At 62.5% G+C, this 13,563-nt stretch carries 12 protein-coding genes; 8 read left to right on the forward strand and 4 right to left on the reverse strand.

The window, feature by feature from the left end:
- Nucleotides 1–24: 24 nt before the first annotated feature.
- The 7 genes from pepP (at nt 25) to gcvH (ending at nt 8,511) form a co-directional block, all read left to right on the forward strand.
- The gene (gene pepP, locus PSH78_RS01305) at nt 25–1,359 is read left to right on the forward strand and encodes a Xaa-Pro aminopeptidase (RefSeq protein ID WP_305498031.1); all 1,335 of its coding nucleotides are present in this window, start codon (nt 25–27) and stop codon (nt 1,357–1,359) included.
- A complete protein-coding gene (gene ubiH / locus PSH78_RS01310) occupies nt 1,356–2,543 on the forward strand; it encodes a 2-octaprenyl-6-methoxyphenyl hydroxylase (protein ID WP_305498032.1) in 1,188 nt (395 codons plus the stop codon). Before pepP ends, ubiH begins: the two co-directional genes overlap by 4 nt.
- 61 nt (nt 2,544–2,604) lie before the next feature.
- Nucleotides 2,605–3,822, forward strand: coding sequence for a 2-octaprenyl-3-methyl-6-methoxy-1,4-benzoquinol hydroxylase (locus PSH78_RS01315; RefSeq protein WP_305501156.1), 1,218 nt, complete (start codon nt 2,605–2,607; stop codon nt 3,820–3,822).
- Between the two features lie 202 nt (nt 3,823–4,024).
- Nucleotides 4,025–5,029 (forward strand): extracellular solute-binding protein, encoded by a 1,005-nt coding sequence (locus PSH78_RS01320; RefSeq protein WP_305498033.1) that lies wholly within the window; start codon nt 4,025–4,027, stop codon nt 5,027–5,029.
- 178 nt (nt 5,030–5,207) lie between these two features.
- On the forward strand, nt 5,208–6,830 hold the full coding sequence (locus PSH78_RS01325) for an iron ABC transporter permease (protein ID WP_305498034.1): 1,623 nt from the start codon (nt 5,208–5,210) through the stop codon (nt 6,828–6,830).
- A 162-nt stretch (nt 6,831–6,992) separates the two neighbouring features.
- Entirely contained in the window at nt 6,993–8,075 is a 1,083-nt protein-coding gene (gcvT, locus tag PSH78_RS01330) for a glycine cleavage system aminomethyltransferase GcvT (RefSeq protein WP_305498035.1), read from the forward strand.
- Nucleotides 8,076–8,127: 52 nt separating this feature from the next.
- Nucleotides 8,128–8,511 (forward strand): glycine cleavage system protein GcvH, encoded by a 384-nt coding sequence (gene gcvH, locus PSH78_RS01335; protein WP_305498036.1) that lies wholly within the window; start codon nt 8,128–8,130, stop codon nt 8,509–8,511.
- Nucleotides 8,512–8,681: 170 nt separating this feature from the next.
- Here gcvH and PSH78_RS01340 read toward each other — a convergent pair whose 3' ends face one another.
- The 3 genes from PSH78_RS01340 to PSH78_RS01350 form a co-directional block, all read right to left on the reverse strand.
- Nucleotides 8,682–9,002, reverse strand: coding sequence for a DUF2388 domain-containing protein (locus tag PSH78_RS01340; RefSeq protein ID WP_186707601.1), 321 nt, complete (start codon nt 9,000–9,002; stop codon nt 8,682–8,684).
- A gap of 86 nt (nt 9,003–9,088) precedes the next feature.
- Nucleotides 9,089–10,873 carry a GspE/PulE family protein gene (locus PSH78_RS01345; protein ID WP_305498037.1) on the reverse strand — a complete coding sequence of 595 codons (1,785 nt, stop codon included), beginning with the start codon at nt 10,871–10,873 and terminating at the stop codon, nt 9,089–9,091.
- Nucleotides 10,874–11,024: 151 nt separating this feature from the next.
- On the reverse strand, nt 11,025–11,363 hold the full coding sequence (locus tag PSH78_RS01350) for a hypothetical protein (protein ID WP_305498038.1): 339 nt from the start codon (nt 11,361–11,363) through the stop codon (nt 11,025–11,027).
- A 126-nt stretch (nt 11,364–11,489) separates the two neighbouring features.
- On the opposite strand from PSH78_RS01350, the gene PSH78_RS01355 reads away from it, so the two are divergent.
- The gene (locus tag PSH78_RS01355) at nt 11,490–11,960 is read left to right on the forward strand and encodes an Lrp/AsnC family transcriptional regulator (protein ID WP_003206662.1); all 471 of its coding nucleotides are present in this window, start codon (nt 11,490–11,492) and stop codon (nt 11,958–11,960) included.
- 131 nt (nt 11,961–12,091) lie between these two features.
- Here the strand turns inward: PSH78_RS01355 and PSH78_RS01360 are convergent, their stop codons facing one another.
- A complete protein-coding gene (locus PSH78_RS01360) occupies nt 12,092–13,459 on the reverse strand; it encodes an inorganic triphosphatase (protein WP_305498039.1) in 1,368 nt (455 codons plus the stop codon).
- Nucleotides 13,460–13,563 lie beyond the last annotated feature (104 nt).

Here is a 13,563-nt window from a genome sequence, read left to right on the forward strand (position 1 = left end):
TTTTAGAGGGAACACCGTCTGCCCATGATTCATATCCCGAAGTCGGAATACAGTCGTCGCCGCAAGGCCTTGATGGCGCAGATGGAACCCAACAGCATCGCAATCCTGCCCGCCGCCGCCGTTGCGATCCGCAACCGCGACGTCGAGCACGTCTATCGCCAGGACAGCGATTTCCAGTACCTCAGCGGCTTCCCCGAGCCGCAAGCGGTGCTGGTGCTGATGCCCGGTCGCGCTCACGGCGAGTACATCCTGTTTTGCCGCGAGCGCAACGCCGAACGTGAACTGTGGGATGGCTTGCGCGCCGGCCAGGAAGGGGCGATCCGGGACTACGGCGCCGACGACGCGTTTCCCATCACCGACATCGACGACATCCTGCCGGGCCTGATCGAAGGTCGCGACCGGGTCTATTCGGCCATGGGCAGCAACCCCGAATTCGACCGGCACCTGATGGAGTGGATCAACGTGATTCGTTCCAAGGCCCACCTTGGTGCCCAGCCGCCGAACGAGTTTGTTGCCCTGGATCACCTGCTGCACGATATGCGCCTGTATAAATCGGCGGCGGAAGTGAAAGTAATGCGCGAAGCGGCGCGGATTTCCGCCCAGGCGCACATCCGCGCCATGCAAGCGGCACGCCCCGGGCTTTACGAATACAGCCTGGAAGCCGAACTCGACTACGAATTCCGCAAGGGCGGCGCAAAGATGCCGGCCTATGGTTCCATCGTCGCGGCGGGGCGCAACAGCTGCATCCTGCATTACCAGCAGAACGACGCGCCGCTCAAGGATGGCGACCTGGTGCTGATCGACGCCGGTTGTGAAATTGACTGCTACGCCAGCGATATCACCCGTACCTGGCCGGTCAGCGGCAAGTTTTCGCCCGAGCAGAAGGCGATCTATGAAGTCGTGCTGGCGGCCCAGGAAGCGGCGTTCGCTGAAATTGGCCCGAACAAGCATTGGAACCAGGCCCATGAAGCTACGGTCCGGGTCATTACCGAGGGGCTGGTGCGTCTCGGGCTGCTGGAAGGCGAGGTGGACCAGTTGATCGCCAGCGAAGCCTACCGGGCGTTCTACATGCACCGTGCCGGTCACTGGCTGGGCATGGACGTGCACGACGTCGGTGAGTATCGGGTCGGTGGCGAATGGCGCGTGTTGGAGGTTGGCATGGCCTTGACCGTGGAGCCGGGCATCTACATTGCCCCGGACAATCGCAGCGTAGCGAAGAAATGGCGCGGCATTGGCGTGCGCATCGAGGATGACGTGGTGGTGACCAAGACCGGTTGTGAAATCCTGACCCGCGGCGTGCCGAAAACGGTCGCCGAAATCGAGGCCCTGATGGCCGCCGCACGGACTCAAGCGGCATGAGCCGGGTCAACGTGGCGATCATTGGTGGCGGCCTGGTCGGCGCGAGCCTGGCGCTCGCCTTGCAGGCAGGCGCCAAGGCCAGGGGTTGGAAGATCATGCTGATCGAACCCTTCGCCCCCGGCGACACCTGGCAGCCGAGCTATGACGCGCGCTCATCGGCGCTTTCCTTCGGCGCGCGGCAAATCTATCAGCGCCTGGGCCTCTGGCAGGAAATTTCCCGCCGCGCAGAACCGATCAAACAGATTCATGTTTCCGACCGCGGACGGTTTTCCACCGCGCGGTTGTCCGCCATGGAGGAGGGCGTGCCGGCCCTCGGCTACGTGGTGGAAAACGCCTGGCTCGGCCAGTGCCTGTGGCAGGGGCTGGACAAAGACGTGGTCAGCTGGCGTTGCCCGGCGCAAGTCACCCGGATGGAGCCACTGGTCGCTGGTTATCGTTTGACGCTGGATGACGAAACCACGCTGGAATGCGACCTCGCCGTACTGGCCGACGGTGGACGCTCCGGATTGCGTGAGCAGTTGGGCGTCGGTGTGCGCAATCGCCCTTACGACCAGAGCGCGTTGATTGCCAACGTCACACCCAGCGAAGCCCACAATGGCATGGCTTTCGAACGCTTTACCGACGACGGTCCGATGGCCTTGTTGCCGCTGCCGGAAAATCGTTGTGCATTGGTCTGGACTCGCCAGGGCATGGATGCGCAACGGCTGGCGGCCCTCGATGAGCGCAGTTTCCTCAGTGAGTTGCAGAGTGTGTTCGGCTACCGCCTGGGCACGTTGAAGCAGGTGGGCGCGCGACACCTTTATCCGCTGGCGTTGGTGGAAGCCGAAGAGCAGGTACGTCCGCACCTGGCAATCCTCGGCAATGCTGCCCATAGCCTGCATCCGATTGCGGGGCAGGGTTTCAACCTGTCCTTGCGTGACGCGCACGCACTGGCCGATGCATTGCTCGGGAGCGACAGCACGCCCGGCGACTTCTCTGTATTGCAAGCCTATCGCGAGCGCCAGCGGATGGACCAGGCCCTGACCGTTGGCTTCTCCGACCAGGTCACGCGGCTGTTCAGCTGTGATCTGCCGCTGGTATCCGTGGGCCGCAATCTGGGCCTCCTGGGCCTTGACCTGCTGCCCCCAGCCAAGCGCTGGTTCGCTCGCCAGGCCATGGGATTGGGGACTCGCCCCGATGCTTGATACGGCTCATTCCTTTCACCGGCGGCTCATGTCGCCAGCAGCACAGGCTTAAAGCATGGAATTGCGCGCAGATCTGTTGATTGTCGGTGCCGGCATGGTCGGCAGCGCCCTGGCGCTCGCGTTGCAGGGCAGCGGCTTGCAGGTGTTGTTGCTCGACGGCAGCCCGCTGAGCGTCAAGCCCTTTGATTCCCAGGCAGCGTTCGAACCCCGGGTCAGCGCCCTGTCGGCGGCCAGCCAGCGGATTCTCGATCGTCTGGGCGTCTGGGACGGTATCGTCGCCCGACGCACCAGTCCTTACACCGACATGCACGTCTGGGACGGTAGCGGCACGGGGCAGATTCATTTTTCCGCCGCCAGCCTGCATGCCGAAGTGCTTGGCCACATCGTCGAGAACCGCGTCGTTCAGGATGCCCTGCTGGACCGGTTGCATGACTGCGACCTGGGCCTGCTGGCCAATGCGCGCCTGGAGCAGATGCGCCGCTCCGGCGACGACTGGCTGCTGACCCTGGCTGACGGGCGCACCTTGCGCGCGCCACTGGTGATTGCCGCCGACGGGGCGAACTCCGCCGTGCGCCGCCTGACGGGGATCGCCACTCGCGAGTGGGACTACCTGCATCACGCGATCGTCACCAGCGTGCGTAGCGCCGGAGCTCATCGCCAGACCGCATGGCAACGCTTCACCGACAACGGTCCGCTGGCCTTCCTGCCACTGGCGCGCGACGGCCAGCAGGACTGGTGCTCGATCGTCTGGTCGACCACGCCTGGCGAAGCGCAGCGCTTGATGACACTGGATGACGACGCTTTCTGCGCCGAACTGGAGCGGGCTTTCGAGGGCCGACTGGGCGCGGTGCTCGGCGCCGATCCTCGCGTCTGCGTACCGCTGCGCCAACGCCACGCCAAGCGTTACGTGGCCGAAGGGCTGGCGCTGATCGGCGATGCGGCGCACACCATCCATCCCCTGGCCGGGCAGGGCGTCAACCTGGGATTCCTGGATGCCGCGGTGTTGGCCGAGGTGCTGTTGCAGTCCGCCGAGCGTGGCGAGCGGTTGGCCGACCTCAAGGTGTTGAGCCGCTACGAGCGGCGGCGCATGCCCCATAACCTGGCGCTGATGGCGGCGATGGAAGGCTTCGAGCGGCTGTTCCAGGCCGATCCCCTGCCGGTGCGCTGGTTGCGTAATACCGGTCTGAAGCTGGTAGATCGCATGCCGGAGGCCAAGGCGCTGTTCGTCCGCGAGGCGTTGGGGCTGACCGGGGACTTGCCGGACCTGGCCAAGGTCTGAGAAAGGCTTATCGCGAGCAGGCTCGCTCGCACATTCGATCCAGTTGAGCCTGTGGGAGCGAGCCCGCTCGCGATGAGGCCGGAACAGCCACCCCCATCCCATCTGTGCAACATTTGGAAACGTGTCTACCCACTGTTCGATTGTGGTGCTAAATGTGAGTCCTTATCATTTGCGCTCTGTTCACAATCGAGAGACCGCTCCCATGTCGGCTACCAAACGCCTGCTGTCCGCCCTCGCACTGACCCTGATCGGCACTTCCGTCGCCCAGGCTGCCGATGAGGTGGTGGTCTATTCGTCGCGCATCGATGAGCTGATCAAACCGGTTTTCGATGCCTATACCAAGAAAACCGGCGTCGCGGTGAAGTTCATCACCGACAAGGAAGCGCCCTTGATGCAGCGGATCAAGGCCGAAGACAAAAATGCCACCGCCGACCTGCTGCTGACCGTCGACGCCGGCAACCTCTGGCAAGCCGAGCAGATGGGCATTCTGCAGCCGTTCACCTCGCCGGTAATCGATGCCAACATTCCCCCTCAGTATCGGGCGTCGTCCCACGCCTGGACCGGCCTGAGCCTGCGTGCGCGGACCATTGCCTACTCGACTGACCGGGTCAAACCGGGTGAGCTGACTACTTACGAAGCGCTGGCCGGCAAGGAATGGGAAGGCCGCTTGTGCCTGCGGACCTCGAAAAAGGTCTACAACCAGTCGCTGACCGCGACCCTGATCGAAACCCATGGTGCTGAAAAAACCGAGGAGATCCTCAAGGGCTGGGTCAGGAACCTGTCCACCGACGTATTCTCCGACGACACCGCGCTGCTTGAGGCGATCAATGCCGGCCAGTGCGACGTTGGCATCGTCAACACCTATTACTACGGCCGCCTGCACCAGCAGAAGCCAGACTTGAAGGTCAAGCTGTTCTGGCCGAACCAGGCGGACCGTGGCGTGCACATCAACCTCTCGGGTATCGGCCTGACCAAGCACGCGCCGCACCCGGAGGCCGCGAAAAAACTGGTGGAGTGGATGACCACGCCTGAAGCGCAAAGCATCTTCGCCGACGTGAACCAGGAGTTCCCGGCCAATCCGAAAGTCCAGCCGTCCAAGGAAGTCGCCGCCTGGGGCCAGTTCAAGGCCGACACTCTGCCGGTCGAAGTCGCGGGCAAACGCCAGGCCGAAGCCATACGCCTGATGGATCGTGCCGGCTGGAACTGATTTCAGCTCATTGACGACCCGTGGCGAGGGAGCTTGCTCCCGCTGGGCTACGCAGTAGCCCCAAAATCCTGGATCATGCCCCGGCATATGGATCCTGGCAGATATCCCGGGAGGGCTTCGCCCTCCAGCGGGAGCAAGCTCCCTCGCCACCTGACCGTTTGTCTTACGAGAGTTTTCCTTGACCCACCCCGCCCAACGCCGCTGGTATCCCCTGGTCTTCGTCGTCGCTGCGCTGGTCCTGTTGCCGTTGAGCGTGCTGTTGCTGTCCTGGCAGAGCATCGATGCGCAGATCTGGTCCCACTTGTGGGAGACCCAGATGCCGCGCCTGCTGGGTAATACCCTGACGCTGATCCTGGGTGTGGGTGTCGGCGTGACGTTGTTGGGGGTCAGCCTGGCGTGGCTTACCAGCCTTTGCGAATTCCCCGGTCGACGCTGGCTCGATTGGGCGTTGATGTTGCCGTTCGCGATTCCCGCCTATGTGCTGGCGTTTGTTTTCGTCGGCCTGCTGGATTTTGCCGGCCCGGTGCAGACCCTGATGCGCGAATGGTTCGGCAGCGGCTTGCGCCTGCCCCGGGTACGTTCGACCGGCGGGGTTATCCTGGTGTTGGTGCTGGTGTTCTATCCGTATGTCTATCTGCTCGCGCGAAGCGCCTTCCTGGCCCAAGGCAAGGGATTGATGGAAGCGGCCCGGGTCCTCGGCCAATCGCCCTGGCAGGCGTTCTGGCGGGTGGCACTGCCGATGGCCCGACCGGCCATTGGCGCGGGCGTGGCGCTGGCGCTGATGGAAACCCTGGCGGATTTCGGCGCGGTGTCGGTGTTCAACTTCGACACCTTTACCACTGCCATCTATAAAACCTGGTACGGCTTCTTCAGTCTTTCCAGCGCAGCCCAACTGGCCAGTCTGTTGCTGCTGGCGGTGATGGTGGTGCTCTACGGTGAACGCCGTGCCCGGGGAGCACAGCGGGCCAGCAACGAGCGGCCCCGGATCAAGGCGCTTTACCATTTGCGCGGTTTCAAGGCGGCAGCGGCAAGCGGCTGGTGCCTGTTGGTTTTCGCGTGCGCGTTCGTCATTCCGGTGCTGCAACTGGTGGTGTGGTTCTGGCAGCGCGGTCGGTTCGACCTGGACGAGCGTTATGCCGGGTTGATCATCCATACCCTCTATCTGGGCGGCCTGGCGGCCCTAGTCACCGTCTGCGTGGCCTTGCTGCTGGCCTTCGCCCGTCGCTTGGCGCCGACCCGTCCGATCCGCGCCGGTGTCGGCCTGGCGAACCTGGGTTATGCCTTGCCGGGTTCAGTGCTGGCGGTGTCGATCATGCTTGCGTTCAGCTATCTGGACCGTGAGTTGGTCATTCCGCTATCGACCCTGCTCGGCGGGGCGGGCAAGCCGTTACTGTTGGGCAGTTTGTCGGCGTTGCTGCTGGCCTACCTGATACGTTTCCTGGCCGTGGCCTACGGTCCGCTGGAAAGCAGCCTGGCGCGGATTCGTCCGTCATTGCCCGAGGCCGCACGAAGCCTTGGCGTCAGTGGGCCACGACTGTTTTTCAAAGTGTATCTGCCGTTGCTACTCCCTGGCACGTTGAGCGCGGCGTTGCTGGTGTTTGTCGATGTGCTCAAGGAAATGCCCGCCACCCTGCTGATGCGCCCGTTCGGCTGGGACACGCTGGCGGTGCGGGTCTTTGAAATGACCAGCGAGGGGGAGTGGGCACGGGCTGCATTGCCGGCGCTGACCCTGGTGCTGGTCGGGCTGTTGCCAGTCATCGGATTGATACGGCGCTCGGCTCATCGACGCGTTCTGAATTAATTGAGAGCGGCCCCAGGTGCCAGTGCCATGGCATGTGGATACAATGCGCGGCATTCGGTGCGGTCCGTCCGTCGGACCGGGTAGCTGAGGGCGCCATTTTTTCAGGCGTTCGTGCTGTGCAGTACCCGTCCGCACCTTCGCCACGCCCGGAAGGAGAAACCCATGGGACAGCGTACGCCTCTGTATGACCTGCATCTCGCCCTTGGCGCGAAGATGGTCGATTTTGGCGGTTGGGATATGCCTCTGCACTACGGCTCGCAGGTCGAGGAACACCACCAGGTGCGCCGCGATTGCGGTGTGTTCGATGTGTCCCACATGACCGTGATCGACGTTGCCGGCCCCCAGGCCAAGGCCTGGCTGCAGCGTTTGCTGGCCAATGATGTCGATCGCCTTCAGGACACCGGCCGTGCGCTGTACAGCACGATGCTCAATGAGCGCGGCGGTATAGTCGATGACATGATCATCTACCGGGTCGAGTACGGTTACCGGCTGGTGTTCAATGCCTCGACCCGCGACCAGGACCTGGCCTGGATGCAGGCACAGCTCGGTGAATATGACGTGCAACTGCACGAGCGTCCCGAACTGGCGATGCTGGCCATCCAGGGACCGCAGGCCCGGCACAAGATCGCCGAGCTGGTCACGCAATCACGCGGTCAATTGATCCAGCAGCTCAAGCCTTTCGAAGGCCGTGCCGACGGCGACTGGTTCATTGCCCGTACCGGCTACACCGGTGAAGATGGTTTGGAAATCGTCCTGCCGGCCCATGAAGCCCCAAGCTTTTTCAACGATCTGGTGGGCGCTGGCATTCCTCCCATCGGTCTTGGAGCCCGCGATACCTTGCGCCTGGAAGCGGGCATGAACCTCTATGGCCAGGACATTCACCAGGATGTTTCGCCACTGGCCTCCAACATGGCCTGGAGCATCGCCTGGGAACCTGCGAGCCGCCAGTTCATCGGCCGCTCGGCGCTGGAAGCCGAACTGGCGGCTGGCGTGCAGCACAAACTGGTCGGGCTGGTACTTGAGGAGCGCGGTGTTCTACGCGCTCACCAGGTGGTCCGTATCGCCAATGTTGGCGAAGGAGAGATCACCAGTGGTAGTTTTTCTCCTACGCTTAGCAAGTCGATTGCCCTGGCACGTGTCCCGATGGCTACCGCTGACCGTGCCGAGGTGGAAATTCGTGGCAAGTGGTACCCGGTACGGGTGGTCAAGCCGACCTTCGTCCGCCATGGCAAAACCCTGATCTAACCTTTTGCGGCGGGCCGCCGGCCGCTGACACTTTCTCTTGAGGACACAGAATATGAGTGATATCCCCGCCGAACTGCGTTTTGCCGAAAGCCACGAGTGGGCGCGCCTGGAAGCCGACGGTACCGTCACCGTGGGCATCAGCGATCATGCGCAGGAAGCTTTGGGCGATGTGGTGTTTGTCGAGCTGACCGAGGTCGGTAAGGTTTTCGCTGCTGGTGATCAGGCTGGAGTGGTGGAGTCGGTCAAGGCCGCTTCCGACATCTATGCCCCCATTTCCGGTGAAGTGATTGCGATCAATGAAGAGTTGGGCGGCTCGCCGGAGTTGCTGAACTCCGATCCGTACGGCGCCTGGATCTTCAAGCTCAAGCCAAGCGACAAGGCCGAGTTGGATAAGTTGCTCGATGCTGCCGGCTACAAGGCTGCTATCGGCGAGTAACACTTGATACCTGTGGGAGCGAGCCTGCTCGCGAAGGCGATAAATCAGCAACATCGAGGTTGGCTGACACACCGCTTTCGCGAGCAGGCTCGTTCCCTCGATGGTTTGTGAGATGTCCGCCGGGCAAAAAAATGCCGCTCAATCGAGCGGCATTTTTTATCGGCCGGAAATCATTCCTGGGCGACAGCGTTTTTCGCCAGGATCGCGTTGGCCAGTTCCATGTCGGTGGCTTGCAGGCCTGGGTTGTCGGCACGGACTTTCTGCATCGCGGCTTCCAGATAGGGGCCACGGATGCCGCCGTCACTGGCGACGAAGCTGCCGGCGTCGTCCTGGGCGGCGACGATCAGCTTGTTGTCCTTGAAGGTCAGGTAGGTAGAGCCGGTGGTCGCACCGGATGAGATGACGTTACGCCAAAACGTGTCGGCCATTGCCGAGCCAACAGGAAGAGAAAGCAAGGCCAGGGTCGCGACAGCAAGTTTGAGACGCATGATAGGTGACTCCACAGGGTTAACTATGACTTTGGATTGCCGCAGCCTCGATTCAGTTCCATGACCCGTCAGTCAGCCCACGCCACAAGCTACTTCTGTTCACTCTGTGGCGTCACCCGCAGCACTTCTTCGACCGTGGTCAGGCCCGCCGCTACCTTTTGCGCGCCCGAGAGCCGCAGGCTGCGCATGCCTTCCTTGAAGGCCTGGCGGCGCACGGCGAGCAGGTCGGTGTCTGGGTGGATCAGGCCTTTGACGCTGTCGCTCAACTGCATGATCTCGTACACCCCGGCCCGCCCCCGATAGCCGGTATCGCGGCATTCCGAGCAGCCGACAGCCTGCTGGGCGTTAGTCGGCAACGGGGCCTGCCAGGGCCGCGTCAGGGTTTGCCAGTCGTCTTCATCCAGGGTGATGGGCGCCTTGCAATGTGGACACAACGTACGCACCAGACGCTGGGCCATGACTCCGAGCACCGTGGCCTTGATCAGGTAATGCGGCACGCCGAGCTCCAGCAGGCGGCTGATGGCGCTCGGCGCGTCGTTGGTGTGCAGGGTCGAGAGGACGAGGTGTCCGGTGAGTGCTGCCTGGATCGCCATCTCGGCGGTTTCCAGGTCACGGATCTCGCCGATCATGATGATGTCCGGGTCCTGCCGCATCAACGCACGTACGCCCGCCGCGAAAGACAGCTCGATGTTGTGCTGGACCTGCATCTGGTTGAACGACGCCTCGACCATCTCGATCGGATCCTCGATGGTGCAGAGGTTCACTTCCGGCGTCGCCAGTTTTTTCAGCGTCGTGTAGAGCGTCGTGGTCTTGCCGGACCCGGTGGGCCCCGTGACCAGAATGATGCCGTTGGGCTGGCGGGTCATGTCCTGCCAGCGACGCAGGTCGTCGGCGGAGAAGCCCAACTGGTCGAAATCCTTGAGCAGTACTTCCGGATCGAAGATCCGCATCACCATTTTTTCGCCGAACGCGGTCGGCAAGGTCGACAAGCGCAACTCCACCTCGTTGCCGTCGGGAGTCTTGGTCTTGACGCGACCATCCTGGGGCTTGCGCTTTTCCGCGACGTTCATGCGCCCCAGGCTTTTCAGGCGACTGATGATCGCCATCGTCACCTGCGGCGGGAACTGATAGACGGTGTGCAGCACCCCGTCAATGCGAAAACGTACGGTGCCCTGCTCGCGGCGCGGTTCGATGTGGATATCGCTGGCCCGCTGCTGGAAGGCGTACTGGAACAGCCAATCGACGATATTGACGATATGGGCGTCGTTGGCGTCCGGCTCCTGGTCGCTGGCGCCGAGGTTGAGCAGTTGTTCGAAGTTGGTCAGGTTGCTCGGTTGCTGATCGACGGTGGTAGCGCCGCTGACGGATTTGGCCAGGCGATAGAATTCCACGCTCAGGCGCTGGATATCCACCGGGTTGGCGACCACCCGCCTGACCGGCAACTTGAGCACGTGGGTCAGGTCGGCTTCCCAACTGCTGACGTAAGGCTGGGCACTGGCGACGGTGACGGCGTCACGGTCAACCGCCACCGCGAGAATCTTGTGACGTTGCGCAAAGGCATAGGACATCAGCGGCGTAACGGCCGCCACGTTGATCTTCAACGGGTCGATGCGCATGTAGGGCTGGTCGGCCTGCTGGGCCAGCCACAGCGTCAGGTTCTCGAGGTCCAGGCGCTTGCCGGGGCGGCTGAGGTCGTCCAGGTGCTGGTTGGCGATGAACTCCAGCGGGTGCAACTGGCTGTTGGCGTTATGCCGGCGTCGGGCGTTGAGCGCGGTTTCGGCTGAATCCTGGCTGATGAGGCCCTGGGCGACCAGTTGGCGGAGCAGATCGTTAAGGTCCAGCCAGCGGTCCTGAGTGGCGTGTTTGGTGGACATGGGCGTTCGGGTTCCTATTGGACGGTTGCAGCAAAGCCGCGATGCAGACGCTTCGGCGTCCAGGCTTGTTGTGCAAAAGAATAGTCCCGACCTTATGGACCGTTGGGCCACTACCCGACCAATGCGTTTCCAATTCTTGCCTGCGCACCCCTCAACCGGCCGCCAGGACCCGTCCGGCCCGCGTGATATCGGCGTCTTGCAGGTCCACCGAGCACATGCTGATCAGGTTACGTAATTTTTCAGCAATGACCTGGGCACGGTGCCAGCTCAGCCCATCGAGGACGATGTCCAGCGCCAGCAGATCGTCGTGACGCTCGACGTGGACCTGCTGTGGCATCAGGCCCTGCAAGGCGAACAGGTTCAACGCTCGGCACAGCACGTCCGGTTCGGCTTCGGCCTGCATCTGATAATGCACGCGGCAATGGGCGTTGGCGGCGTGCCAGGCGTCGGCGCGGGTCGGGGCGGTGGATACGGCTGCGAGTGCGTGCATGTTCGGTCTCCTGGAGGTCGGGAGAAATATTTACATGCGCAGCAGGGTATTTCTTACCTAAGATGAGCTATTTCTGGCTTATCTTGAATAAAATGATTCGAATATTGGAAAGCCAAAGGATTATTTATGCACAGCGAGCTGGATAGCTACGACCGCAGGATACTGGCGTTGCTGCAAGAGGATGCCTCGCTGTCCAGCGCGCAGATCGCCGAGCAGGTTGGCTTGTCCCAGTCGCCCTGTTGGCGTCGGATTCAGCGGATGAAGGAAGAGGGGATCATTCGGGGGCAGGTGACGCTGCTGGATCGCAAGAAAATCGGCCTGAACACGCAGATCTTCGCCGAAATCAAGCTCAACGCCCACGGTCGCTCGAATTTCACCGAGTTCACCGAGGCGATCCGCGGGTTCCCCGAGGTGCTGGAATGCTATGTGCTGATGGGGTCGGTGGATTTTCTGCTGCGCATCGTCACGGCGGACATCGAGGCGTATGAGCGATTCTTTTTCGAAAAACTGTCGATGGTGCCGGGAATTCAGGAGGTGAACTCGATCGTGGCGCTGTCGGAGATCAAGTCGACGACGAGTTTGCCGGTGGTGCGCTGAAGCTTGGTTTTTGGGTGTTTGGACTGGCCTCATCGCGAGCAAGCTCGCTCCCACAGGAGATCTTCAGCGGCCACAAAATCTGTGTGCAACGCTGGACCCCTGTGGGAGCGAGCTTGCTCGCGATGGCGATCTTACAGGCGCAACAAAGTCTTCCAGGCCCGATTCTGATAAACCGCAATCGCCTGTTGCTTGCGCGCATCCAGGAGCTCGTCGGTGATCGGTTCGTTGGCCAATTGCGCCAGCTTGTTTAATTCGCCGTAGAGCCGGTCCATCTCAGGAATTTCCAGCACCTGGCGGGCATGATGCAGCCAGGCCTGGATACGTTCGATGCGCGGCAGTTGCTCGGCCAGGTCTTCCGGCTGTTGCTGGTAGCGTTGCAGTTGCAGCGACGAAGCTTCTTCGCTGAGCAGGCGCGGCAGCCAGCTGCCCAGTTGCGCCGCGCCCTGGCGATTGCCACGGGTGTTGCGGTCGGCGGTCCAGCTGCGAGCCAGCAACCAGCGCGAAGCTTGAAGAGAGAAGAGGCCCCAGCGCGGGTCCTGCAGCTCTTCGAGGAATTGCTCCGGCGCCGCCTTGCGCACGTCTTCGTCGTCGAGGCCGGCCTGGACCAGCGGACGCCAGTCTTCCAGCAGCGCATCCAGGGCGACGCGCAGATCATGGGTCGATTGGCGCGGCGCGGCCTGGCCGAGGCTGCTGAGCAATGCGCGCAGTTCGGCGAGGTTTTCCACCCAGTCCTGCAACAGGCGCCAGTGGCCGTTGAAACGATATTGCTCGGCCAGGCGCTGGCTGCTGCCCAGCAGATGCCAGCTCAACGCGCCAAAGGCATCGTCCAGCGGCGTTTCGGCCGTCAGCTGCGGAGCCGGCAGGCTCAGCGCATAACTGCTCGCATCATGCAGGCGATAGCCACGTTCGGCCTTGCTGATGTCGCAAGGCATCAAGGGCAGGCTCGCGGCCAGTTCGGCGGCCAGTTCCAGCAGGGCGGCGGGTTCGCCTTCGCGCAGCTCAAGCTCCAGCTCGCAGATTTCTTCCTTCTGCTTGCCGACCACCACGTGGCCCAGGTCCAGGGCCGCCTCGATGACCACCTTGGCTTTGCCGCGGCCCCAGGCAATTTCGGCGCGCTCGCGGACGAAATCGGTGGTGAAGATCGCCTTGAGGGTTTTTTTGTCCAGGTCCGCCAGTGCCTCGGGCCAGCATTCGCCGTCGAGCTTCTTCAGGTCGAGCTTGGCCTTGGGCAGGTGCCAGTCGTATTCGTTGCGCTCGGACAGGCCGGCAACGCTCTGGCCGCGGGTCTTGAGGGTCTGGATGACTTCTTCGCCGTCGCGACGCAGGCGCAGGGCGACCTTGGCCCGGGCCAGGTCACGTTCCGGCGTGTCGAAGTACTGGTTCATCAATTCGTGGCGTTCCCAGCCACTCTTGTTGCGTTTTTTCAACAGCGGATGCTCGCGCAAGGCTGCCAGGGTCTCGCGGCTGACGCGGAGTTTGATTTCGGTTTCTTTCTGCATGGCCGGAAAATCCAGGAATCGGGTGCGCAGCCGGGGGAAGATGTGGCTGCCAGGGTCGTGCAGTGTACAGGACTCGTCGGTCCTCCGCGCCGAACGGTTCCATC

Source organism: Pseudomonas sp. FP198 (assembly GCF_030687895.1).
GTDB lineage: Bacteria > Pseudomonadota > Gammaproteobacteria > Pseudomonadales > Pseudomonadaceae > Aquipseudomonas.

Excerpts from the sequence above, each read along its gene's own strand:
- pepP (WP_305498031.1), top strand. The coding sequence starts at position 25 with ATGATTCATATCCCGAAGTCGGAATACAGTCGTCGCCGCAAGGCCTTG.
- ubiH (WP_305498032.1), top strand. The coding sequence starts at position 1,356 with ATGAGCCGGGTCAACGTGGCGATCATTGGTGGCGGCCTGGTCGGCGCG.
- PSH78_RS01320 (WP_305498033.1), top strand. The coding sequence starts at position 4,025 with ATGTCGGCTACCAAACGCCTGCTGTCCGCCCTCGCACTGACCCTGATC.
- gcvT (WP_305498035.1), top strand. The coding sequence starts at position 6,993 with ATGGGACAGCGTACGCCTCTGTATGACCTGCATCTCGCCCTTGGCGCG.
- gcvH (WP_305498036.1), top strand. The coding sequence starts at position 8,128 with ATGAGTGATATCCCCGCCGAACTGCGTTTTGCCGAAAGCCACGAGTGG.
- PSH78_RS01345 (WP_305498037.1), bottom strand. The coding sequence starts at position 10,873 with ATGTCCACCAAACACGCCACTCAGGACCGCTGGCTGGACCTTAACGAT.
- PSH78_RS01350 (WP_305498038.1), bottom strand. The coding sequence starts at position 11,363 with ATGCACGCACTCGCAGCCGTATCCACCGCCCCGACCCGCGCCGACGCC.
- PSH78_RS01355 (WP_003206662.1), top strand. The coding sequence starts at position 11,490 with ATGCACAGCGAGCTGGATAGCTACGACCGCAGGATACTGGCGTTGCTG.
- PSH78_RS01360 (WP_305498039.1), bottom strand. The coding sequence starts at position 13,459 with ATGCAGAAAGAAACCGAAATCAAACTCCGCGTCAGCCGCGAGACCCTG.